General features: G+C 73.1%; 20 protein-coding genes. 5 read left to right on the forward strand and 15 right to left on the reverse strand.

The window, feature by feature from the left end; genetic code table 11:
* Positions 1-9: 9 nt before the first annotated feature.
* From KJS59_RS18340 to KJS59_RS18360, 5 genes are all read right to left on the reverse strand, one after another.
* Positions 10-3,522, reverse strand: a complete 3,513-nt coding sequence (locus tag KJS59_RS18340) for a bifunctional glycosyltransferase/CDP-glycerol:glycerophosphate glycerophosphotransferase (RefSeq protein ID WP_213454141.1) — start codon at positions 3,520-3,522, stop codon at positions 10-12.
* A 29-nt stretch (positions 3,523-3,551) separates the two neighbouring features.
* Positions 3,552-5,723, reverse strand: a complete 2,172-nt coding sequence (locus KJS59_RS18345; RefSeq protein WP_213454142.1) for a bifunctional glycosyltransferase/CDP-glycerol:glycerophosphate glycerophosphotransferase — start codon at positions 5,721-5,723, stop codon at positions 3,552-3,554.
* Positions 5,720-7,450 carry a CDP-alcohol phosphatidyltransferase family protein gene (locus KJS59_RS18350; protein WP_213454143.1) on the reverse strand — a complete coding sequence of 577 codons (1,731 nt, stop codon included), beginning with the start codon at positions 7,448-7,450 and terminating at the stop codon, positions 5,720-5,722. The genes KJS59_RS18345 and KJS59_RS18350 overlap by 4 nt, the downstream gene beginning before the upstream one ends.
* Before the next feature lie 3 nt (positions 7,451-7,453).
* Complete coding sequence (locus tag KJS59_RS18355; protein WP_376771201.1) at positions 7,454-8,119, reverse strand: ABC transporter ATP-binding protein; 666 nt, start codon at positions 8,117-8,119, stop codon at positions 7,454-7,456.
* 83 nt (positions 8,120-8,202) lie between these two features.
* Positions 8,203-9,006 (reverse strand): ABC transporter permease, encoded by an 804-nt coding sequence (locus KJS59_RS18360; RefSeq protein ID WP_213454145.1) that lies wholly within the window; start codon positions 9,004-9,006, stop codon positions 8,203-8,205.
* A 224-nt stretch (positions 9,007-9,230) separates the two neighbouring features.
* On the opposite strand from KJS59_RS18360, the gene KJS59_RS18365 reads away from it, so the two are divergent.
* Positions 9,231-9,416, forward strand: a complete 186-nt coding sequence (locus KJS59_RS18365; RefSeq protein ID WP_213454146.1) for a PspC domain-containing protein — start codon at positions 9,231-9,233, stop codon at positions 9,414-9,416.
* Between the two features lie 16 nt (positions 9,417-9,432).
* On the opposite strand, the gene KJS59_RS18370 is transcribed toward KJS59_RS18365, so the two are convergent.
* Positions 9,433-10,263 carry a DUF4230 domain-containing protein gene (locus KJS59_RS18370; RefSeq protein ID WP_213454147.1) on the reverse strand — a complete coding sequence of 277 codons (831 nt, stop codon included), beginning with the start codon at positions 10,261-10,263 and terminating at the stop codon, positions 9,433-9,435.
* Between the two features lie 163 nt (positions 10,264-10,426).
* Between KJS59_RS18370 and KJS59_RS18375 the strand changes: the two genes are divergently transcribed.
* The gene (locus KJS59_RS18375) at positions 10,427-11,446 is read left to right on the forward strand and encodes a CDP-alcohol phosphatidyltransferase family protein (protein WP_213454148.1); all 1,020 of its coding nucleotides are present in this window, start codon (positions 10,427-10,429) and stop codon (positions 11,444-11,446) included.
* A 62-nt stretch (positions 11,447-11,508) separates the two neighbouring features.
* On the opposite strand, the gene KJS59_RS18380 is transcribed toward KJS59_RS18375, so the two are convergent.
* The 6 genes from KJS59_RS18380 to pdxH all read right to left on the reverse strand — a co-directional run bounded on the left by KJS59_RS18380 (position 11,509) and on the right by pdxH (position 16,602).
* On the reverse strand, positions 11,509-12,684 hold the full coding sequence (locus KJS59_RS18380; protein WP_213454149.1) for an acyl-CoA dehydrogenase family protein: 1,176 nt from the start codon (positions 12,682-12,684) through the stop codon (positions 11,509-11,511).
* A 1-nt stretch (position 12,685) separates the two neighbouring features.
* Entirely contained in the window at positions 12,686-13,009 is a 324-nt protein-coding gene (locus KJS59_RS18385) for a type II toxin-antitoxin system VapB family antitoxin (protein ID WP_213454150.1), read from the reverse strand.
* 109 nt (positions 13,010-13,118) lie between these two features.
* Complete coding sequence (locus tag KJS59_RS18390) at positions 13,119-13,721, reverse strand: nitroreductase family protein (RefSeq protein ID WP_213454151.1); 603 nt, start codon at positions 13,719-13,721, stop codon at positions 13,119-13,121.
* 26 nt (positions 13,722-13,747) lie between these two features.
* Positions 13,748-14,683, reverse strand: coding sequence for an aldose 1-epimerase family protein (locus tag KJS59_RS18395; protein WP_213454152.1), 936 nt, complete (start codon positions 14,681-14,683; stop codon positions 13,748-13,750).
* Between the two features lie 9 nt (positions 14,684-14,692).
* Positions 14,693-15,892: an MFS transporter gene (locus KJS59_RS18400; protein ID WP_213454173.1), complete on the reverse strand. Its 1,200-nt coding sequence runs from the start codon at positions 15,890-15,892 to the stop codon at positions 14,693-14,695.
* Positions 15,893-15,966: 74 nt separating this feature from the next.
* Entirely contained in the window at positions 15,967-16,602 is a 636-nt protein-coding gene (gene pdxH / locus KJS59_RS18405) for a pyridoxamine 5'-phosphate oxidase (RefSeq protein WP_213454174.1), read from the reverse strand.
* A gap of 281 nt (positions 16,603-16,883) precedes the next feature.
* Between pdxH and KJS59_RS18410 the strand changes: the two genes are divergently transcribed.
* The 3 genes from KJS59_RS18410 to sepH all read left to right on the forward strand — a co-directional run bounded on the left by KJS59_RS18410 (position 16,884) and on the right by sepH (position 20,489).
* Positions 16,884-17,990: a citrate synthase 2 gene (locus KJS59_RS18410; protein WP_213454175.1), complete on the forward strand. Its 1,107-nt coding sequence runs from the start codon at positions 16,884-16,886 to the stop codon at positions 17,988-17,990.
* 140 nt (positions 17,991-18,130) lie between these two features.
* Complete coding sequence (serC, locus tag KJS59_RS18415) at positions 18,131-19,258, forward strand: phosphoserine transaminase (RefSeq protein ID WP_213454153.1); 1,128 nt, start codon at positions 18,131-18,133, stop codon at positions 19,256-19,258.
* 133 nt (positions 19,259-19,391) lie between these two features.
* Positions 19,392-20,489: a septation protein SepH gene (gene sepH, locus KJS59_RS18420; protein WP_213454154.1), complete on the forward strand. Its 1,098-nt coding sequence runs from the start codon at positions 19,392-19,394 to the stop codon at positions 20,487-20,489.
* Positions 20,490-20,529: 40 nt separating this feature from the next.
* On the opposite strand, the gene thpR is transcribed toward sepH, so the two are convergent.
* The 3 genes from thpR to KJS59_RS18435 form a co-directional block, all read right to left on the reverse strand.
* On the reverse strand, positions 20,530-21,090 hold the full coding sequence (thpR, locus tag KJS59_RS18425; RefSeq protein ID WP_213454155.1) for an RNA 2',3'-cyclic phosphodiesterase: 561 nt from the start codon (positions 21,088-21,090) through the stop codon (positions 20,530-20,532).
* A gap of 6 nt (positions 21,091-21,096) precedes the next feature.
* The gene (locus tag KJS59_RS18430; RefSeq protein WP_213454156.1) at positions 21,097-21,576 is read right to left on the reverse strand and encodes a hypothetical protein; all 480 of its coding nucleotides are present in this window, start codon (positions 21,574-21,576) and stop codon (positions 21,097-21,099) included.
* A gap of 70 nt (positions 21,577-21,646) precedes the next feature.
* A complete protein-coding gene (locus KJS59_RS18435; RefSeq protein ID WP_213454157.1) occupies positions 21,647-22,402 on the reverse strand; it encodes a maleylpyruvate isomerase family mycothiol-dependent enzyme in 756 nt (251 codons plus the stop codon).
* Between the last annotated feature and the right edge of the window lie 28 nt (positions 22,403-22,430).

The following is a 22,430-nucleotide window of genomic DNA, read 5'->3' on the forward strand; positions in this document are numbered from 1 at the left end:
TTGATTACCTCACCGCGTGCCGCCGGCGGACAGCATTCTGCTCACGAGCCGCTGCGTGGCGTGTCCGTCGTCCAGGTCGCAGGCGCGCTCGACGAACCGGGCGTACGCCTCGGCGTGCCGGGCGGCCGCCGCCGCCGCGTCCCGGACCGCCTCGATCACCTCGTCGGAGGTGGCCAGCAGCGGGCCGGGCGCCTCGGCCTCGAAGTCGAAGTAGAAGCCGCGCAGCCGGTCCCGGTAGTGCTCCAGGTCGTAGGTGAAGAAGAGCATCGGGCGGCGGGTGTTGGCGAAGTCGAACATCACCGACGAGTAGTCGGTGACGAGCACGTCGGTGACCGCGAGCAGGTCGGCGATGTCCGGGTAGGTGGAGACGTCCCAGACGAAGCCGTCGCCACTGCGCGGCAGTTCGTCCACCACGTTGGGGTGCCGGCGCACCAGCAGCACGTGGTCATCGGCGAGCCGTTCGGCGGCCCGGTCCAGGTCGAGCCTCATCGACATCTTGTACCGGCCGGGGCCGTAGAACTGGTCGTCCCGCCAGGTCGGCGCGTACAGCACGACCTTGCGGCCCTCGGGCAGCCCCAACTGGGCGCGCACCCGGGCGGCGACCGGCTCCCGCTCCGCGTAGAGGATGTCGTTGCGCGGGTACCCGACCTCCAGCATCTCGCCGGAGTACCGGAAGGCCCGCCGCAGGATCGGCGTGCTGAACCGGTTGGGCGAGAGCAGGAACGACCAGTTCGGCGTCTCCTGGTCCACCTTCTGCAGGTACCCCGGGTCGGCGAAGCGCACGTCGGCGATGTCGTGGCCGATCCGCTTGAGCGGGGTGCCGTGCCAGGTCTGCACGACCACCTGACCCTCGCGCCGCTGGAACCACTCGGGCAGGTGCTGGTTGGTGACGATGTACCGGCTGGTCGCCAGCGCCTCGTACCAGTCGCGGCCCGACAGGCGCACCGCCGTGGCGGTCTCCGGCAGCGCCACCTGCCCGTCCCGGACCACCCACAGGTGCTCCAGGTCGTGGCCCTGCCGGACCAGTTCCTCGTGCACCGCGCGCGGGCTGTCGGAGTACTGGCGGCCGGTGAAGCTGTTGTAGAGCACCGCGTCGCGCAGCGGGTGGCGGCGCAGCGCCGGGTACTCGCGGCGGCACAGCCGGTCCTGCCAGTACGGGCCCCGCTCGTCGAAGTCGAGCGCCGGCCTGACGCGCAGCACGGTCCGCTCGTGGTGCTGGCGCTCCAGGCTGATCTCCCGGTGCGCCAGGCCGGCCGGCATCGGCAGCCGGTTCAGCGCGCCGGACGCGAACGGCAGGTGCCACAGCGGCGCCTCCGGGCCGTGCGAGGCGCGGCAGAACAGGTCCCAGGTACCGGTGCGCAACTGCACCAGGCCGGCGTAGGTCGGCACCGCCACCGGGTCGATCTCGACCTGCCAGGAGCGTCCGGAGATCCGCATCGGGAACGAGCGCTCCTCCTTGGCGCCCCAGACCCGCAGCACCACCGCCGCCTCCGACCAGTCGCCGGCGGGGCCCGGCTCGGGCAGGTCGCCGCGCAGGACGAGCCGGCCGCCGGTCCACGCCGCCTCGGTGACCGCCGGGCCGGTGGGCAGCAGGTCCAGCTCCAGGTGGCCGTCGGGACTGCGCTTGAGCCACAGTTCCCGCCCCTCGGACGAGGCGCGCAACTCGGGGAAGTCCCGATCGGCCACGACCGGGTGCACATCGCCGCGGTCCGGCCCGGTGACCGCCTCCACCTGCCAGCGGTCGCCCACCTCGCCGATCAGCATCGGCACGTCCGGGGCCACCTCGGCGCGCAGGTCGGCGAGCGGGATCCGGACCAGGAAGCGGCCGCCGGTGACCCGCGCCGTGTAGGTGCGCCACACCACGCCGGCGGCCCGGGAGAGCTGGATGGCGACGCTGTCGGGCGTACCGGCGGCGAGCACCCCGCCGATCTCGACGCTGTCGTCCACGAGCCGGGTCCGGTCCGCGCGGGCGGCCACCCGCTCGATCTGCAGCGCCACCGCCCGGTTGTCGATGATCGGGGTGACCCGCACATCGTCGGCGACGTAGTGGCTGGTGAGCCGGATGCCGTTACCGGAGCCGCCGGGGTACAGCGGCCCGCGGCTGGCCTGGGTCGGGCCGACCACGCCGACGGTCACCGGCCACCGGCCGCTGCCCCAGGTGCCGTCGGGGTTGCGCAGCTTGCCCACGTCGATGGTGGCCTCGAACCCGGACCAGTCGTAGCCGACGGTCGGCAGGATCGTGTCGGCGGTCGCGTCCGGGCAGCGGCGGGGCCGGGCCGGGGCGTGCACCGTCCGCTCACCCTTGCTCACCGTGACCAGCCGGGCCGCGTTCCACGGCCGGTTGGCGCCCATGCCCTGGATGAACGCGTGCCCGCGCAGGTGCAGCCGGTCGCCCTCCCAGGTCACCTCGTGCAGTTTGGTGCGCGGCTTGGGCGTGCCGGCCAGGAACATCTGGCGCGGCAGCTCCGGGCGCTTGTCGTCCAGGAACGGCAGTTCGTGGTACCGCTTGAGGCCGCGCCACACGATCGGGGTCTTCGGCATGTGCCGGGTGGCGGTGATGAGCGTGAGCAGTTCGTCCATCATCCGCTGACGGACCAGGTGCCAGTGCAGTTGGATCTTCGTGTGCAGGTCGGGGAGCACGTTCGGGTCGACCCGGTCCAGGAAGTCGTTGCACCGGTCCAGGAACTCGCGCCGGTACTCGTCGTCCACATCGGGCAGTACCTTCATGAAGATCATGAGGTCGCTGCGCAGCGCGGCCGCGTCGTACCAGCCCTTGACCTTCTTCTGCTTCTGCTCGGCGAGGAACCGGCTCACGAAGTCCACCCCGGTGATCCGGTCGACGAAGCCCTTCAGCTCGTCGCGGCGCTGGGTGATGGACCGGTCCGGGCCCTCCCGCTGGCGCCAGTAGTAGACCGGCACCTGCAGCACGTCGACCGAGCCGGCCAGCACGTGCGCCGGGACCATCACCGGCGTGTCCTCGTAGAGCACACCCTCGGGGAAGCTGAGCCGGTGCTTGTCCCAGAACTGCCGGCGGAACACCTTGTTCCACGCGGTCCGGTCCTCCAGCAGCCGCCGCTCGCGGGTCACGTGGGTGCGCAGCCGGGTCTCCGCGAAGATCGGCTTGTGCAGTGGGGACTGTCGCACGCCCCGCGAGTTCAGCCGGTACGCGTTGCCGGTGGCGAAGTCCGAACCGGACTGCTCCAGCGCGGCCACCAGCGTCGACAGGGCGTACGAGGGCAGCACGTCGTCGCTGTCCACGAACATCAGGTACGCGCCGGAGGCGTGTCGTACCCCGGTGTTGCGGGCGGCACCGAGGCCCTTGTTCTCCTGGCTGACCAGCCGGAACCGGCCGTCCTGGGCGGCGAAGTCGGCGGCGATCCGGGCGCTGTCGTCAGTGGACCCGTCGTCGACCATGATCACTTCGAGGTCCCGGTAAGCCTGGCTGGCGAGGGAGCCGAGGCAGTCGGACAAATAGGGCGCAACATTGTAGATCGGAACCACGATGCTGAGCACAGCACCCATTCGGGGCCTCTCCCTGTCTTGACCGTCGGTCACGAATGTCGTGCGGAGGTCGGCAGGACCCGGCGCACCACCCGCTCGGCGGCACCACCGTCGTCCAGCGCGCAGAACCGGGCCCGGAAGGCGGCGCGGGCCTTCGCCGCGGCGTCACCGGCGTACCCGCCGCCGGTGAACGCGTCGACCAGCTCCGGCAGCGTGGTCGCGACGGCCCCGGGCGGCTCGGCCATCAGGTCGAACGTGACCCCGCGGTTGGTCCGGTAGACCTCCCAGTCCGGCGCGAAGATCACCACGGGCCGGTCCAGGACGGCGTAGTCGAACATCGCCGACGAGTAGTCCGTGATGAGCGCGTCGGAGGCCAGGTAAAGGTCCTCCACGATCGGGTACCGGGAGACGTCCACCACCCGGCCGCCCGCCTCGGGGCGCCCCGCCTTGTCGTAGAAGTAGTGCGAGCGGACCAGCAGGACGTGGTCCGGCGGCAGTTGGGCGGCGAACTCGGCCAGATCCAGCACCGGTCGCCCGTCCTCAAGCCACTCGCGGTGCGTGGGCGCGTACAGCAGCACCGTGGCATCCGCCGGCACGCCCACCTTCTCCCGGGCGGCGGCCGAGTCGGCCGGCGTGGCCAGGGCCAGCCGGTCGTTGCGCGGGTAGCCGACCTCGAGCGTCTCGTACCGGCACGGGTACGCCCGCTCCCAGATCTCCGTGGTGAAGGCGTTCGACGTGACGCTGAAATCCCACCGGTCCGCCCGGGCCAGCTCGGCCCGGATGTCCTTGCCCTTGGCGCCGACCGGGTGGTCGAGCTGGGCCAGGCCCATCAGCTTCAGCGGGGTCCCGTGGTGCGTCATCACGTGCACCGACCCGGCGCGCTTACGCACCCAGTTCGGCCAGTTCACGTTGTTGAACAGGTAGCCCGCGCGGGCGAGCAGCCGGTAGTAGCGGAGCGTGCCGGCCACGACATGGTCCACGCCGGACGGGATGGTGCCGGCCCGGGAGCGGTTCACCACGACCACCCCGCGCACGCCGGGCGCCAGCTCACGCGCCTTGGCGTGGATGGCGGCCGGGTTGCACAGGTACCCGCGGTACCAGTACGACGCGTACAGCGCGAGCGATCGGTCCACCGGCAGCCGCCGCTGGATGCGGTAGTACCCCCGGTACAGCCGCTCCCGTACCCGGCGCGCGGCCGTGAACGCGGCCCGCTTGCCCCGCCGGGCGAAGCGCCGCGCCCGGCGCACGTTCGCCCGACCCTGACGCAGCGCCTCGAAGCCCACAAAGGAGCCCCGGGCGATCATCCGGTGCCGCTTCCCCGCCAGGCCGCCCGGCGGCGTGTACCCGGCCTCCGGGCGGTACCGCCGGTAGAACTCGGTCATCCGCGCGAAGAAGGCGCGACGGGAGCGGGCCGGCACGCGCTCGCCGTTGCCGAGCACGAGCAGCAGGTGCCAGATCATCCGGTCGAACATCGGCCGGCGCAGCGCCTCGAACTCGGGCGCGCACCCCGCCGTCCGCTCCCAGGCGTGCACCCAGTGGTCGAAGATCTCGAAGTGCCGCTCGCCCCGGGTCCGGGTGATCGCGCCGGTGCGCCGCTGCCGGTAGTTCACGCAGACCCGGTTCAGCACACCGATCCGCCGCGCCGCGCCCAGCACCGGGTAGGTGAACGAGACGTCCTCGTACCAGCCGGACTCGAACCGGAAGTTGAGCTGGAGCAGCAACTCCCGCCGGATGATCTTGTTCCAGGCGACGTGCAGGATCCGGAACGCCGGCAACCACTCGTGCAACGCGAACTCGTCCGGCGCGGCCGGCAGGACGTCCACCGAGCTGCTCGGCTCGATGCGACCGTCCCAGTGCGCCCGAACATAGTCCACGATCAGCGCGTCCAGGCGGCCGTCCCGCAGGCGCTGCGCCACCGCGCCGATCGCGCCGGGGGTCAACCAGTCATCGCTGTCCACGAACCACACGTACTCGCCGGTGGCCGCGTCCAGGCCCAGGTTCCGGGCCCGGCCCAGGCCGACGTTCTCCGGCGGGGTCAGCACCCGCACCCGCGGGTCCCGGGCGGCGTACTCGGCGAGGATCTCGCCGCTGTGGTCCGGCGAGCGGTCGTCGATCGCGATCACTTCGAGGTCGGTGAACCGCTGATCGAGGATCGAGTCCAGACACTCCCGCAGGTAGCCCTGCACCTTGTAGCACGGTACGACCACGCTGAGCAGGGTCACCGGGTTCTCCCACCTTCCGGCACGGGCACCGGCGCCGGCCGCGATGCCGCGAACCCGGCGGCGGCGCGGATGCCGAGGACCAATCCAACATACCCAGCCAATCCGGCGAGCAGCGCCGGGGCCGCTGCGGGGAGCAGCGCGGCGAGTATCAGTACGATCATCCGCCCGTCCCAGCCGAGCGCGACGGCGGCACGCCGGGGCGGGATGTTCTTCTCCATCCGGGCCACGAGGTCGTAGTGGTGCAGCGCGAGGAGCACCAGCAGCAGGTACAGCAGCGGGTACGGCACCCCGCGGTACACGCCCACCGCCACCACGGCCAGGTACTCGACGGCCCGCAGCGCCGCCGGCACCAGCCAGTCCAGGCCGCTGCCCCCGGCGCGCCGGCCCGGCCGGAGCAGCCGGACCAGCGGCCCGTCGTCCCGGTGATCCGGGGCGTCCGGGCCGGCCATCACCGGCACCCGCATCGACGCGGCGCGCAGGCCGCGCAGCGCGAGCGTGTACGCGAAGGCCAGCCCGCCCCAAACCAGCACCGCGATCAGCGCGGCCCGCCCATTGACCAGCGCGGTGACCACGGCGATCAGCGCCCACCGCTCCCCGATCGGGAACACCACGATCCGCTTGAGCCAGTAGATCGGCGAACCGGTGTCCGCCTGCACCCGCTCGGAGGCGGCGCCGAGCCGGCCGCCGATGCCGCGCACCCCGGCCGCCGCCGCGGGCCGGGACGCGGCCCGGTCGTGCATCGCGCCGTACCAGGCGTCGGTCATGTGCCGGACGGTCTGGAGCACGATCGCCGCCACGGCCAGCGGCCAGGTGTGCCCCAGCCCGGCGCGCTCGGCGCCGGCCGCCAGCCCGGCGTAGACCACGTACTCCTTGAGCCGGTCGGCCATCGTGTCCAGCCAGCCCCCGGCCACGCTGAACCGGCGGGTGTACCGGGCCAGTTGCCCGTCCACACAGTCCAGCACGAAGCCCAGGTACAGCAGCACCGCGCCGGCGATCAGGGCGGGCCGGGTAGCGGACCAGAAGCCCAGCGCGGCCAGCCCGGCCAGCGCCACCGACACGGCGGTGACCCCGGTCGGGGTCAGCCCGAGCCGGGCCGCCGCCCGGGTCACCAGCGGCGACCACGGGCTGACGAAGAACGTGGTGAAGAAGTCGTCGCGCTCCTTGACGGCCAGCCTGAGCCGGGCCGCGTCCTCGTCGACGGCCGCCACCGCCGCGCGGGCGGCCGCCAGCCCGGCGGCGTCGGTCACCCGCTCGGCGTGCAGCAGCCGGACCCGGTGCGCCCCGAGCGTCACCCCCGACCCGTGCAGCTCACCGAGCAGCCCATCGACGTCGTGGCCGGTCGCCGCCACCAGGGTGGGCAGGTCCGCCGGGACCACCAGGAGGGCACCGAGGAAGGCGTGCTGCCCCGCACCGGCCGGCAGCACCTCGGCGACCCGCCCGCGCGCCTCCCGGACGCCGGCGGCGTGCGGGGCGGCGCCCGCGGGGCCGGTCAGCGCGACCGAGCGACCGGACGGGTCCGTCGCCAGGTGCCACAGCACCGCGTCGTTGGCGACCAGGTCACCCCCGCACACCAGCAGCCGCTCGCCCCGCGCCGCGGCCATCCGCAGCACCGCGCCGTCGCCCACCGGCGCCACCAGCACCTCGCGGGCACCGGCCGCCCGCAACTGCCCGGCGAGCACCTCGACATCGCCGGCACGGGCTCCGGCGAGCAGTACGGCCAGCGTCACCTTCTAGGCCCGGACCAGCCCGTTGTACGCGTCAAGCGCCTCGCGCACCGTGCCGTCGACCTCGAGTTTCCCGGCGTTGATATACAGCCCCCGGGTGCAGAACCGGGTCAGGTCGTTCTCGTTGTGCGAGACCAGGACCAGCGTGCGGCCCTCGGCGAGCAGGCGCTCCATGGTCGCGTAGCACTTCTCCCGGAAGTCCTTGTCGCCGACCGCCATCACCTCGTCGACCAGCAGGATCGGGTGGTGCAGCTGGGCGATCACCGAGAAGCCCAGGCGCACCTTCATGCCGGAGGAATAGTGCCGCACCGGCGTGTCGATGGCCGCCCGGACCTGGTCCCCGGCGAACTCGACGATCTCGTCGAACTTGGCCCGCAGGGTGCCTCGGCTCATCCCGTGCAGGGAACCGACCAGGTGCACGTTCTCCCGGCCGGTCAGCCCGCTGGAGAAGCCGGCCGACAGTTCCAGCAGCGGCGCCACCGCCCCGCGCGTCGTGATCGCCCCCTCGTCCGGGATCAGCACGCCGGCGACCAGGCGCAACAGCGTGCTCTTGCCGGTGCCGTTGCGACCGATGACGCCGACCGCCTCGCCCGGCATGATGTCGAACGACAGGTTCCGCAGCGGCCAGAAGTCACCGGCGCGGGGGTGGCTCCCGCCCCGGTGGATGAACATGTCCCGCAGACTCAGCTGGCGCCGCCGGTTCCGGACGAACCGGATGCCCAGGTCCCGGGCTTCGATAATCGGCTCGGACGACATCACAGCTCCTTGAGCACGGCCGGTTCCAGGCGGCGGAACACCCACCACCCGCTGAGCAGCACGATCAGGCAGCCCGCGGCCGAGGTGATCAGCAGCCAGTTCGGCGGCCACTCGTTGGCGATCCAGGCGGCGTGGTGCAACTGGAAGATGCCGACCAGTGGGTTGATCTCATACAGCGTCTTTACCCACTCGGGCACGTCGCTCTGCTGCACCCGGGAAAGCGGGTAGATGATCGGCGCGGCGTAGAACAGCGCCCGCTGCGCCAGCCGCATCAGCCGCTCCACGTCCCTCAGCAGCACGTTCAGCGACGACAGCAACAGCGAGATGCCGGTCAGCAGGATCGCCTGGAGCATCAGTGCCAGCGGCAACGCCAGCATGTTCCAGCCGAAGTCGCCGTCGAACAGGATCGCGGCGATGATCAGGATCGGCACGCCGGCCAGGTACTCGGCGAACCGGCCGATCACGCGCCCGATCGGGAACACCTCGCGGGGCACCTTCATCGTGGTGATCAGTCGGGCCTGCCCGGTGAGGGCGCTGGTCGACTCGTTCAGCGAACTGCTGACCCACATCCAGGCGAAGACGCCGGTGAGCACGAACAGCGGGTACGAGGCGTGCGCCGGGCCGACGCGCTCGCCGTACAGCACGCCGAACACGAAGTAGTAGATCAGGCCCATGCCCAGCGGCTCGATCAGCGACCAGATGTACCCCAGCACCGACTGCTGGTACTTGACGGTGAGATCGCGCTGCACCAGGAGCCGTAGTACGCCTCGGTGGCCCCATACCGCCGCGACACTGGACGTCACCGGAGTCTCCCCTTCCCGACCGAGTCCCGTCAGCGGGGCCGGCGTAACGGCTGAAGGTTAGCAGCCGTTGGAGGTGAACGCGGGCCGACGTCGTGGTTTACGGGCCGGTCCCGGGCCGCCCCTACGGGAGCCCGGCGCGACGCATCCCTCCACGGGTGGAGGGATGCCGCCGGCACGCCGCCTAGCGTGGACTGCCTACCGCGATCGAGGGGAAGGAATACACCATGGCCACCACCCGTTTGTCACGACCCCGCGAGAACCGCTGGGTCGCCGGCGTCTGCGCCGGCCTCGCCCGCCGCCTCGGCTGGTCGCCGGGGCTGGTCCGGCTGCTGTTCCTGCTCTCCCTGCTGCTGCCCGGCACACAGGTCATCATCTACCTCGCGCTCTGGATCGTCATGCCGAGCGACTGAGGAGTCACCGTCCCGGCTACGCCGCCGTGTAGGTGACCTTCACGGTGGTGTAGCCCAGCCCGCGCAGGAGCCCCTCCAGCATCCGGGTGGTGTTGTCCCGCGCCTGCTGGGCCAGGTGGCTGTCCCGCGCTGCGGCGGCGATCCGCTCCTCGGCCAGCGCGTACACCTCCCGCTGCCGGTTCGGGTCGCCGCCGACCAGGTCGCCTAGGCGGTTCAGCAGCCCGCGCTGCTCCGCGAAGACGTAACTGGCCGGGATGTCCAGATTCGGCTCACCCAGCTTCGGCCCCGGCAGCCGGATCTCCACGCCGGTGCCGTCCGCCGAGCGGATGATGTTGCCCTCGGTCAGGGCGCCGAAGTCCACGTACGCCTCGACCGAGCCGGCCGCGATGAACAGCGTCCGCTGGTTGAGCAGGAAATCCGGTACGTACCTGCGGTCCTTCTGCAGGTCGATGACCACCTGGAAGTTGCCCTGGGCGGCCACGTACCGGCTCAGGTCCTTGATCGACAGCAGCAGCGGGGGCTGGCTGCGGTCGGCCTGCTCCTTGCTGAACGGGTTCTTCAGGTCCGGGAAGATGTTCACCGAGCGCAGCCCGAGACCGGCGGCGACCAGCAGCGCCACGATGATGGCCAGCCAGAACAGCCCACGGCCCCGGCGCGGTGGCGCCTCGACCAGTTCCGTGCGGCCGGCCTCGGCCAATGGCGACTCGGCCAGCGGCCGGCCGATCTCCTCCGTGCCTTCCGGCCAGCCCAGGTCGGTGTCGACCTGGCTCGACCCGAGCCGTGCCCGGCCGGCCGCGTACTCCGGGAACTCGCGGGTGGGCCCGTTGGTTTCCGATGATCCGCTCATCGCTCACCGCCCTGTCGGTCCGCCGATCGTGACGTGGTACTCACGGTACGAGTGGGGTGCGACATCCGCGACCGGAGCCGCACACACGGCAGCCGCATTCACCGGCGTCGTCCCCGGGAGTTCAGCGAATGTTTGCCCTGCGGTAAGTTCGGAAGTTGTGAGCATGGAAAGGGCGAGCCTCGCCGAGATCCGCGTCAAAACCTACAAGTCGCGCGATTCCTGGTGGACCGTGTTGCTGGTGGACCCGCTGGCGTCCCGGCTGGTCCGCCTGGTGTCGCCGTACCGGTCGGTCACGCCGAACCGGCTGAGCCTGGCCGCCGCGCTGATCGGCCTGGTCGCCGCGGCCTGCTTCGCGTTCGCCACGCCGTGGTGGCTGGTCGCCGGCGCGGTGCTGTTCCACTTCGCGTTCGTCGCCGACTGCATGGACGGCAAGGTCGGCCGGCTCAACGGCACCGGCACCGTGTTCGGCGCCTGGCTGGACTACATGCTCGACCGGGTCCGCGTGGTCACCTGCACCGCCGCGCTCATGGGCGGCCTGTGGGCGGTCACCCACAACCCGCTGTACCTGGTGCTCGGCGGCGTGGTGGTGTTCCTCGACATGTTCCACCACCTCAACTCGCTGGAGATCAGCCGGGTCAAGGGGAAGATGCGCAGCAAGCTGTCCGCCGCCGCCCAGCGCACCGCGATCGCCCGCGGCGAGACGGGCGCCCTGCCGCCCCGCTTCGTCGAGGAGGTCGTGGTCGAGGTGCCCTCCGGGGACGCCAGCCAGGCCGTCGCGAACCGGACCAAGTGGGTCGAGCGCGAGGTGGTCGACCTGAACGAGGACTTCCGCGCCCGGTTCGGACTCTTCGTCCGGCTCCGCAACCTGCTGCGCCGCGGCCGCATCCGGCCGAACGTGATGAGCACCGTCGAACTGCACATGGCCGTGTTCATCATCGGCCCGCTGATCGGCGCGGCGACCGGCCACGTGGCCGGCGCGGTGGCCGCCGTCACCGTCGTCGCCGGCGCCCTGCTGCTGGTGTTCGACCTGGCCATCATCTACAAGCTGTACCTGTCGACGAAGGGCTTCGAGCAGCAGCTCGCCAAGGCCATCGCGACCGCGGAGGCGGCGGAGGCAGCGGCGGGCATCCAGCCGCCGGTCGCCGCCCCGGCCCCGGCGGCGACGGGCGGCCACGCCGTCTAGGGCGGCAACGCGTCAGTTCGTCGCCGCCTCGCACGGGATGCCGTGCGGGGCGGCGACGCTACCTAGGCGAAGGCGTTGAGACCGGTGAGGCGCTGGCCGATGATCAGCTGGTGGATCTCCGACGTGCCCTCGTAGGTCAGCACGCTCTCCAGGTTCGCCGCGTGCCGCATCACCGGGTAGTCGCCGCTGATGCCGTTCGCGCCCATGATCGTGCGGCACTCGCGGGCGATGGCCAGCGCCTCGCGCACGTTGTTCAGCTTGCCCACGCTCACCTGCTCGGGGCGCAGCGTGCCGGCGTCACCGGCCCGGCCCAGGTGCACCGCCAGCAGGAACGCCTTCTGCAACTCGACCGCCATGTCAGCGAGCTTGGCCTGGGTGAGCTGGAACTGGGCGATCGGCTTGCCGAACTGGTCGCGGGTGCAGGCGTAGGTGATGGTGGTGTCCAGGCACTCGCGGGCGGCCCCGATCGCGCCCCAGGCGATGCCCTGGCGGGCCTCGGTGAGGCAGGACAACGCCGCCTTCAGGCCCTCGGCCCCGGGCAGCCGGGCGCTGGCGGGCAGCCGCACCCCGTCCAGCCCGATCTCGCCGGTCGGCGAGGCGCGCAGCGACAGCTTGTGCCCGATGGTGCGGACGGAGACGCCCGGGGCGTCCATGGGCACGACGAAGCCGCCCAGTCCGTCCTCGAGTCGCGCCCAGATCACCGCCACGTCCGCCACCGGCGCGTTCGTGATCCACATCTTGGACCCGTCCAGGATCCAGTCGGCGCCGTCCCGGCGGGCGCGGGTCTTCATCGAGGCGGGGTCGGAGCCGTGGTCCGGCTCGGTCAGCCCGAAGCAGCCGATCGCCGCGCCGGCCGCCATCCGGGGCAGCCAGCGCTGCTTCTGCTCCTCGCCGCCGAACCGCCAGATCGCGTACATGGCCAGCGAACCCTGCACCGAGACCAGCGACCGGACGCCCGAGTCGCCCGCCTCCAACTCCATGCAGGCCAGCCCGTACGCCACCGCGGAGGCGCCGGCGCAGCCGTAGCCGGTCAGGTGCATGCCGAGCAGGCCCAGCCCGCCGAAGACCGGCGCCAACTCGCGGACCGGCAGGAACGCCTCCTCGTACCACTCGGCGACGTACGGCCGGACGCGGTCGTCGATCACCTGGCGGACCACGTCCCGGACCGCCCGCTCCTCCTCGGTGAGCAGCCGGTCGACGTCGATCAGATCCAGGGGTGAGGTGCGGCGGCGCGGCATGTCAGCTCGCGGCCTCCCGGTTGGCAGTTGGCGCCGGCAGCACCAGGACCCGGGCGTGGATCTGGTGCCGCTGCTGGAGCGCCGCGCGCAGCGCCCGGTGCAGCCCGTCCTCCAGGTACAGCCCGCCGTTCCACTGCACCACGTGCGGGAACAGGTCGCCGTAGAAGGTGGAATCCTCGGCGAGCAGCTTGTCCAGGGCGAGCTCGCGCTTGGTCGTGATGAGCTGGTCGAGCCGGATCGGGCGGGGCGGGATCTCCGCCCACTGCTTGAGGGTCAGCTCGTGATCCGGGTACGGCCGCCCGTCCCGGACCGCCTTGAAGATCACGACGACACGCTCCCCTCCCATGACGCCGGCCCGCCGGTCCCAGGGTAACGGCCCCCTCCGACACCCGACTTCTGGCCCGAAGTCGGCTTCCGGCTCCGCCGCCCGAAGACTACGACCAGTTACCCCGATGGACCACGTCGTCCATCGGTCGCCGCCCCCGCCGCAGCGACGGTGACCGTGGGCTCGGTGCAGGGTAGCCCACCGTGACCGCGCCGATCGGGGTGAACTCGTCAGGTACACCGAACTGCGACCGGTAGGCTGCCGTCCGCTCCGGCGGGATGCCGAAGAAGCAGCCGCCCAGGCCCTCGTCGACCGCGGTCAGCAGTATCAGCATGGCCGCGAAGCCGGCGTCGATGTGCCAGTACGGCACCGGCCAGCGCGCCTCGTCGCGGTCGGTCCACCCCTTGTCGGACTCGGCGTACCGGTCCAGGTAGGCGTCCCGGTTGCCGTGCGCCACGACGATCAGGGGGGCGCGGGACATGCCCTCCAGCCACCGGGTCGGCGCCCAGCCGGGCACCGTGGTGGCGGCCCAGAACCGCTCCCGGTCGGCCGGCGACTCCAGCACCAGGAACCCCCAGCCCTGGGTGAACCCGGCCGACGGGGCCCGCACCGCGTGGTCGAGCAACCGGTCGACCACCTCCGGCGGGACCGGCCGCCGCGGGTCGTAGTCGCGCACCATCCGGCGCGCCCGCACCACCTGCCGAAACTCCACTCCTGCCCCCTCTTCGACCCGGGCCGCTACCGGCGACCGGCGGGGCGGATACCCCACGTGCCCTGCCAGGATCCGCCGGGTGCCAGCACGACCACGTCCCGGCCCGACCGGAACGCGTCCGGCGGGCAGGTCATCGGCTCGACGGCGACCGCGCGGCGGATCCGGTCGCCGATCAGCGAGTCGCCGGTGTAGACCTGCAACCAGCGGAACCGTTCGTCGCCCCAGACCTCCACGGCGCGCCCGTCCGGCGCGGTGATCCGGGCGGTCACCAGCCCGTCCGGGCCGGGATCCAGGTCACCGAAGGCGGTGTCCAGGCGGGCGTGGCCGATCCGCCGGCCGGCGGTGTAGTCCAGGTCGGTGCCGGCGACCTTGGCGGCGCCGATCGGCAGCAGCCGGCCGTCCACGAGCAGGCGGCTGCGGGCGGGCAGCAGCAGTTCCAGGTCGTCGACCGGGACGCCGGGGATCATCAGGTACGGGTGGACCGCCAGGCCGAACGGGCAGTCCTCCCGCCCGGTGTTGACCACGGTGTGCGTGGCGCGCAGGCCGGCCCCGCTCACCGACCACTCGGTGCGCAGCAGCAGCGGCCACGGGTACCCGATCTGGGCCGGCATCGCGCACTCCAGCACCACCGCGTCCTCGCGCCGCTCCACCGGGTGCCAGTTCACCCAGCTCACCAGGCCGTGCAGGGCGTTGTGCCGCTCCGGCTCGGTGAGCGCGACCTGGCGGGCCTGGCCGGCGAACGTGTACCGGCCGTCGCGGATCCGGTTCGGCCAGGGCGCCAGAACCTGGCCGGCGCAGCCGGGGCACAGGTCCGCCTCGGTGAACCCGTCGACGCAGTCCTCGCCGTCGACCCGGTACGTCCGCAACCCACCGCCGACCTCCACCACGACCGCCTCGTGGCCACCGGCCCGGATCGTCCACTGTGTACCCGACAGGGGCGCGGGCCCGTTCGCTGAGGTCATGAGCGGACCCTACCGGGCGACCGTGTACCTGAGCAGCGCCGGGAATGCCACCGCCAGCGCGACCGCGATCACGGCGGCGACCAGGCCGCCGCCGGTCCAGGCCACCGTGGTGCCGAAGGCGGCCGCGGTCGCGCCGGCGCGCAGGTCGCCGAGGCGCGGGCCGCCGGCCACCACGGAGATGAAGACGCCCTGCATGCGGCCCTGCAAGCCGTCCGGTGCGTAGGTCTGCAGGATCGTCTGCCGGTAGACGGCGCTGACCAGGTCCGCGGCGCCGCCGATGGCGAGCAGCGTGACGGCCAGCCACAGCCGGTGCGCCAGACCCGACGCGGCGACGGCCAGCCCCCAGCCGACCACCGCGACCACCAGGGCGACGCCCTGCCGGCGCACCCGCCCGATCCAGCCGGAGGTGAGGCCGGCGATCACCGAGCCGATCGCGATCGCGGCGTACAGCCAGCCGACCGAGCCGGCGCCGAACCGCTGGTCGGCGACCTGCGGGAACATCGCCCGGGGCATGGCGAAGACCATCGCCGCGATGTCGATGGCGAACGACAGCAGCAGGACCGGGGAGGTGGCGATGTACGCCAACCCCTCGCGGATGTCCCGCCAGCCGGCCCGGCCGGAGCCGCCGATCGGCGGCAGCGCGGGCAGCCGCAGGGTGGCCCAGAGCATCACGGTGAAGGCGAGCGCGTCCACCGCGTACACGGCGGCGGCGCCGACCTGGGTCAGCAGCAGGCCCGCGGTGAGCGGCCCGGCGACCATGGCGACGTTGAAGAACGTGGTGTTCATCGTGTTCGCCGCGGGCAACTCGGCCACCGGGACCAGCCGCGGGATGATCGCCTGGCGGGTCGGCGAACTGACCGCGAACCCGACCGACTGCACCGCGGTCAGCACCAGCAGAACCTCCGGCCGGCGCAGGTCGAGCACCGCCTGGGCCAGCAGGCCCAGCGTGGCGCACCACATCAGCAGCGACGAGGCGAGCAGCAGCCGGCGCCGGTCCACCGCGTCGGCCACCGCGCCGCCCCAGACCCCGAAGACCAGCAGGGGGACCAGCGCCGCCACGCCCAGCAGCCCCACCCACAGGGACGAGCGGGTCATCGCGTACATCTGCACCGGCACGGCGATGGCGGTGAACTGGTACCCGAAGTTGGCGACCGCGTTGCCGACGAACAGCCGCCGGTACGCGACGTGCCGCAGCGGGCGGGTGTCCATCGCGTACCGGCGCCAGCCGGCGGTCGCGGCGGTACCCGCCTCGGCGGCCTCGACCTCCTCCGGCTCGACGGCGGTCACGGGGCCAGCCGCTCGACCACCCAGCCGTCCCCGGTCCGGCGGTAGCGGAGCCGGTCGTGCAGGCGGCTGGGCCGGCCCTGCCAGAACTCGACGGTCTCCGGGGCGATCCGCAGCCCGCCCCAGTGCGGGGGCGGCGGCACCGGGGTGCCGTCGGGGAACCGCTGCCGCGCCAGCCGCACGTGCTCGTCCAGCTCGGCCCGGTCGCGCAGCACCCGGGACTGCGGGCTCGACCACGCCCCGATCTGCGACCCGCGCGGGCGCACCGCGAAGTACGCCTCGGTCTCGGAGCGCGCCACCGGCGCCACCGGGCCGCAGACGATCACCTGCCGGTGCAGGGCGATCCACGGGAAGACCGCGCTGGCGTACGGGTTGGCCAGCGCCTCCCGTCCCTTGCGCGACTCGTGGTTGGTGTACAGCACGAGCCCGCGCTCGTCGTACCCCTTCAGCAGCACGGTGCGCGCGCTGGGCCGGGCGTCCGGGGCGGCGGTGGCGAAGATCATCGCGTTCGGCTCCGGCAGGCCGGCCGCGACCGCGTCCGCCAGCCATCGGCCGAACTGCGTGGTCCAGTCCGCCGCGAGATCCTCCTCGTAGAGGCCATCATCGATACCGTCGGCGCCGTAGTCGCGGCGCATCCGCGCCAGGTCGGGATCGTCGGTTGCCACCGGCCCATCCTGTCGGACCGCCACCGACCAGGCCAATCTTTGTCGCGTTCGCCACCGGCGACGGTGGAACCGCCGGACGACGGGGGCGCGGGCGGGAAGAATGTCGCACGTAGCACAGGCTCGGGCGCTCGCCTAACGAGTTGTCCAACGGGCAAGATGGCACGAAACGAACTGAGGATCGCCTCAGGTGGCGGGTGGCCAGCACCGGCCGGGGGGCTGTCAGCGTGGACAACCAGAGCCAGGAGTACGAGATGTCCGACTTCAAGCCGGGGCTGGAGGGCGTGGTCGCCTTCGAGACGGAGATCGCCGAGCCCGACAAGGAGGGCGGCGCGCTGCGGTACCGGGGCGTCGATATCGAGGACCTGATCGGCCAGGTTTCGTTCGGCAACGTCTGGGCGCTGCTGGTCGACGGCCGGTTCGGCCCGGGACTGCCGCCGGCGGAGCCGTTCCCGGTGCCGGTCCACTCCGGCGACATCCGGGTGGACGTGCAGTCCGCGGTCGCCATGCTCGCGCCGTACTGGGGCCTGTCCCCGCTGCTCGACATCGACGACACGCAGGCCCGCGAGGACCTGGCCCGGGTGTCGGTGACCGCGCTGTCCTTCGTGGCGCAGTCCGCGCGCGGCCTCGGGCTGGCCGCGGTGCCCCAGAAGGAGATCGACAAGGCGGAGACGATCGTCGAGCGGTTCATGCGGCGCTGGCGCGGCGAACCCGACCCGCGGCACGTCAAGGCCGTGGACGCCTACTTCATCTCCGCCGCCGAGCACGGCATGAACGCCTCCACGTTCACCGCCCGGGTGGTCGCCTCCACCGGCGCCGACGTGGCGGCCTGCATCTCGTCGGGCATCGGCGCCCTCTCCGGGCCGCTGCACGGCGGCGCGCCGTCCCGGGTGCTGCACATGATCGAGGCGGTCGAGCGCTCCGGCGACGCCGAGGGGTACGTGAAGGGCGTGCTGGACCGCGGCGAGCGGCTGATGGGCTTCGGCCACCGGGTCTACCGGGCCGAGGACCCGCGCGCCCGGGTGCTCCGGCGTACCGCCCGCGACCTGGGTGCGCCCCGCTTCGAGGTGGCCGAGGCGCTGGAGAAGGCGGCACTGGAGGAACTGCACAGCCGCAAGCCGGACCGGGTGCTGGCGACCAACGTGGAGTTCTGGTCCGCCGTGGTGCTCGACTTCGCCGAGGTGCCGGCGCACATGTTCACCTCGATGTTCACCTGCGCCCGGGTGGCCGGCTGGTCGGCGCACGTCATGGAGCAGAAGAAGCTGGGCCGGCTGGTCCGCCCGGCGGCGCGGTACGTCGGGCCCGGGCCGCGCAAGGCCGCCGACGTCGAGGGCTGGTCCGCGGTCCCGCGCGACGCCTGACCCGCGCGTCCCGTGAGGTGGGACACCGGAACGGGGCGGGCCGCCGGTCCGCCGGGGTGGAAGGATGGGAACCCTCGGCAGTGCCGCCGGCCCCCACCCGCCCGGCCGCACCGGGCCGACCTGCGGAAGGACACCGCTCAGTGGCTGACGTAACGAGCATCCGGATCCCCGACGAGATCAAGCCCGCCGATGGGCGGTTCGGCTGCGGCCCGTCCAAGGTCCGCCCCGCCGCCCTGGCCGCGCTGGCCGAGGTCGGCGGCTCACTGCTCGGCACCTCCCACCGGCAGCAGCCGGTCCGCGACCAGGTGGCCCGGTTGCGCCGCGGCATCGCCGCCCTGCTGGACGCGCCCGAGGGGTACGAGGTCGTGCTCGGCAACGGCGGCACGACGGCGTTCTGGGAGGTCGCCACGTTCGGCCTGATCCGGGACCGGGCCCAGTTCGCCAGCTTCGGCGAGTTCGGCGCGAAGTTCGCCGGCTCGGTCAAGGCCGCACCGTTCCTCGCCGACCCGACCGTGCTCAAGGCCGAGCCGGGCTCGGCGCCGGCGCTGCGCGCCGAGGCGGGCGTGGACGTGTACGGCACCCCGCAGAACGAGACGTCCACCGGGGTGGCGGTGCCGATCCGCCGGGTGGCCGGCGCCGACCCGGGCGCGCTGATGCTCACCGACGCCACCTCGGCCGCCGGCGGCCTGGAGGTGGACCTGCGCGAGACGGACGTCTACTACTTCGCGCCGCAGAAGGGCTTCGCCTCCGACGGCGGGCTGTGGATCGCGGTACTGTCGCCGGCCGCGATCGAGCGGGCCACCCAGATCAAGGCGTCCGGCCGGTACATCCCGGGCTTCCTCGACCTGGTCACGGCGATCGAGAACTCCCGGCTGGAGCAGACGTACAACACTCCGGCGCTGGCCACGATCGTCCTGGCCGCCGAGCAGACCGACTGGATGCTCGCGCAGGGCGGCCTGCCGTGGGCCGCCAAGCGCACGGCGGAGAGCGCCGGCGTGCTGTACGGGTGGGCCGAGCGCTCGCCGGTGGCCACCCCGTTCGTCACCGACCCGGCCCTGCGCTCGACCGTGGTCGGCACGATCGACTTCGCCGAGGGGGTGGACGCGGCGGCGCTGGCCAAGGTGCTGCGCGCCAACGGCATCGTGGACACCGAGCCGTACCGCAAGCTGGGCCGCAACCAGTTGCGGGTGGCAATGTTCCCGGCCATCGACCCCGCCGACGTGGAGGCGCTGACCGCCTGCGTCGACCACGTACTGGGGCGCCTTTAGCACGCGGCTGGGCCCGCACCAGCGATAACACGCGGGCCCAGCCTCCACCGCACGGGTGATCCGCGGGCGTACCGTGGGGTCCAAGCTGTCGGGCTGCCCGGCGGGCCAGCTCAAGCGGGATGGAGGCAACGCGATGCGCCCGGTACGCTTCGTCGCCCTCTCCGAGGACGGTCAGGCGATGGTGCTCGCCGACGAGGTCGGGCGGCTGCTCGCCCTGCCGATCGACGAGCGGATCTCCAGCGCCCTGCACGCCGAGCCCGGCGCGCACCCCACCGCCACGCTGACCATGACCGCAGGTGACCCTACGCCCTCGCTGTCCCCGCGGGACATCCAGGCCCGCATCCGCTCCGGCGAGTCCGCCGACGACGTGGCCCGGATCGCGGGGGTGCCGGTCGACCGGGTGCTGCGCTACGCCGGTCCGGTGCTTCAGGAGCGGGCCATGCTCGCCCAGCACGCCCGCCGCACCAAGCTGCGCGGCTCGGAGAAGGGCACCAGCCTCGCCGAGGTGGTCGACGGCCGGCTGAGCCAGCACGGCATCGACGCCGAGAAGATCTCCTGGGACGCGTACCGGCGCGACGACGGCACCTGGCGGATCGTCGCCACCTGGCCGTCCGGCAAGGCCACCGCGCAGGCGATCTGGGAACTGGACCGGGCCCGGCAGTCCGTCACCCCGCACGACGACATGGCGCAGTACCTGTGCATCGAGCGCCCGACCCAGATCCTGGGCCAGGAGCCCGCGCCCGAGCGCACCGGTCACGGCCTGCCGGTACCGCCCCGGGCGGAGCCGGCGCGGGGTGGCCACGCGCTGCCCAGCGCCCCGGAGAAGAGCCGCTCCGGCCGGGACGCGATCCGCGCCGGCCGGGACGCCCTGCTCGCCTCGCTGGACCGCCCGCTCGGCGGTGAGCCCACCGGCGGGCGCGGCCTCGGCGCCGACCCGCTCGGCCGCCCCAGCGCCCCGGCGGCGCACGGCGGGCTGGACGCCCCACGCCACCAGCGCCCGGTCTCCGGCGGGGCGGCGGCCCTGCTCGGCGGCGGCTCCGGCTCCGCGTTCGACGACGACGCCGACACGCCCAAGGAGATCCCGGCCGTCCCGTCGCTGGCGGTCCTGCGCCCCCGGCGCACGGCCGGCGGCGAGGGCGGCGAGTCGGCCGGCGCCAAGTCCCGCAAGCGCCTGCCGAGCTGGGACGACGTGCTGTTCGGCGGCGGGCCGGCCGCCCGCGAGTCGAGCTGAGGCCCGCCCGCAGCGAGCGCAGGCCGCCGTCTGGTGGCCGCTACCCCACCGGGTAGGTGGCCAGGTGGTCGTAGTGCGGCCGGGGCCCCTGGTGGCTGCGGACCAGCTCGATCGCCTCGACGCTCCACTGTGGCCCGGCGTAGCCGTTGAGGGCCGCGATGTCCGCCGCGACCGCCTCGGCGGGCATCCGGTCCCCCGGCCGGGCCAGGGTCAGGTGCGGCTTGAGCGGCTTCGGGTCGTACCCGATCCGGGACCGCTTGAGCTGCCGCCGGACCGCCTTCGCCAGCGGCACCAGGTCGCCCTGCACGCCGGCCCAGACGATCGTGAACCGCCCCCGCCCGAACCGCCCACCCCCGGCGATCCGCACCGGAACGGGCGCGGCGGGCGGGGCGGTGGCGACCCGGAGGGCAGCGTCCACATCGGGCAGCCGCTCCTCCGCCACGTCGCCGAGGAACGCCAGCGTGATGTGCCACTTCTCCGGTGTGGCGAGGCGGACGTTGACGCCCGCGCCGGCCCGCTGGCCGATCTCCAGGCGCCCCACGGCGGCGCTCAGGTCGGATACGGCCTCCGGCGGTGGGTAGGCCGCGACGAACAGCCGCACGACGCCTCAGCGGGGGCCGGCGAGGGACCGCAGGGCCAGGCCGGCGGCCTGGAGTTCGCCCTCGACGCGGAGCCGCTCGATCTCCCGGTCGATGCCCTCCACCTCGGCCAGGTGCTCCTCCACCCCGAGGCAGCGGCACGCCATCCGCAGGTGCTCGTCGTACGCACGCAGGACCGCCTCGTGCCGCGCCATCGAACGGGTGCCGACGTTGAGCCGCTGGGCGTCCAGCCGGCGCAGCGCGGCGGCGATCTGCTCGATGGCGGGCGTGGGGTGCGGGGACTCGAGCGCCTGCGGCGCGGTGGGCGGCAGCCGGCGCTCCAGTCGGCCGAGGATGCGCCGCTCCCGCCAGCCGGCGCGCCGCCGGCCGATAGCGACCAGCAGCCGCTCCAACAGTTCGTCGGCGAACATGAGCGCCCCGACGACGCACGGCAGGCACAGCAGCGCGAGCAACGCGCCGACCAGTTGCGCCCCCTGCACCACGGCCATGTCCTCTGACGCTAGATCCCGCTGGTAACGTTTGCCACCGCTTTCCGTACGTTCGGTTCACCCGATGGTGCTACTGCGTGGCGGCCCGCAGCAGCTCGCGCAGCCGGGCGAGCGCCGCCCGGTTGCCGTCGAAGCGGACCCGCTCGTCGCCCGCCCGGCGCCACAACCACCGCAGCACCGCCTCCGGCTCCCCGCTGACCTGGGCGGTCGGCTGAACCGCGCCGCCGGGCTCGATCCGCACGCCGGACGGGTCGAGCACCGCGAGCCAGCGCGCGCCGCCGACCGAGACGAGCACCGACTGCCCGGCACACTCGGCCAGCCGGTCACCGAAATCCTCCGGGTACTCCCGGCTGCCGTAGGACAGGAACAGCCGCAGCACCTCGTCGATGCCGTCGGTGGCCAGATCCACCGGGATCGGCGCCGACTCGGCCCCGGCGGCGAGCTCCGCGTCCACCCGGTGGATGACCGTCTCCTGCGCCATCCGGCGCATCCAGAACCGCACCGTCTGCTCCGGTGGGTACCAGGTGGCCGCCGGCGACTCGGGCGCCCGCGCCGCGAACTCGGCCAGCAGGCCGGCCAGGCCCCGGTCGAAGAGGGCGAGCGGCCCCCCGGCCGGCGGGTGGTCCGCCGGCGGCCACGGGCTGGGGAACTCGCCGCGCCGCATGCACTCGACCTTGTGGGCGTACACCATCGCGACGTGCTCGACCAGGTCAGCGACGCTCCACTCGGGACAGCTCGGCACCGTCGGCGCGAGGTCGGCGGCGGCCACCGCCCGCAGGCGCGCCGCGTCGGCGGTGAGACATTCGATCAGCCGGGAATCGTCCACCCGGTCACCCAAGCACACGGGTCCGACA

Source organism: Rhizomonospora bruguierae (assembly GCF_018397995.1).
Classification (GTDB): Bacteria; Actinomycetota; Actinomycetes; order Mycobacteriales; family Micromonosporaceae; genus Rhizomonospora; species Rhizomonospora bruguierae.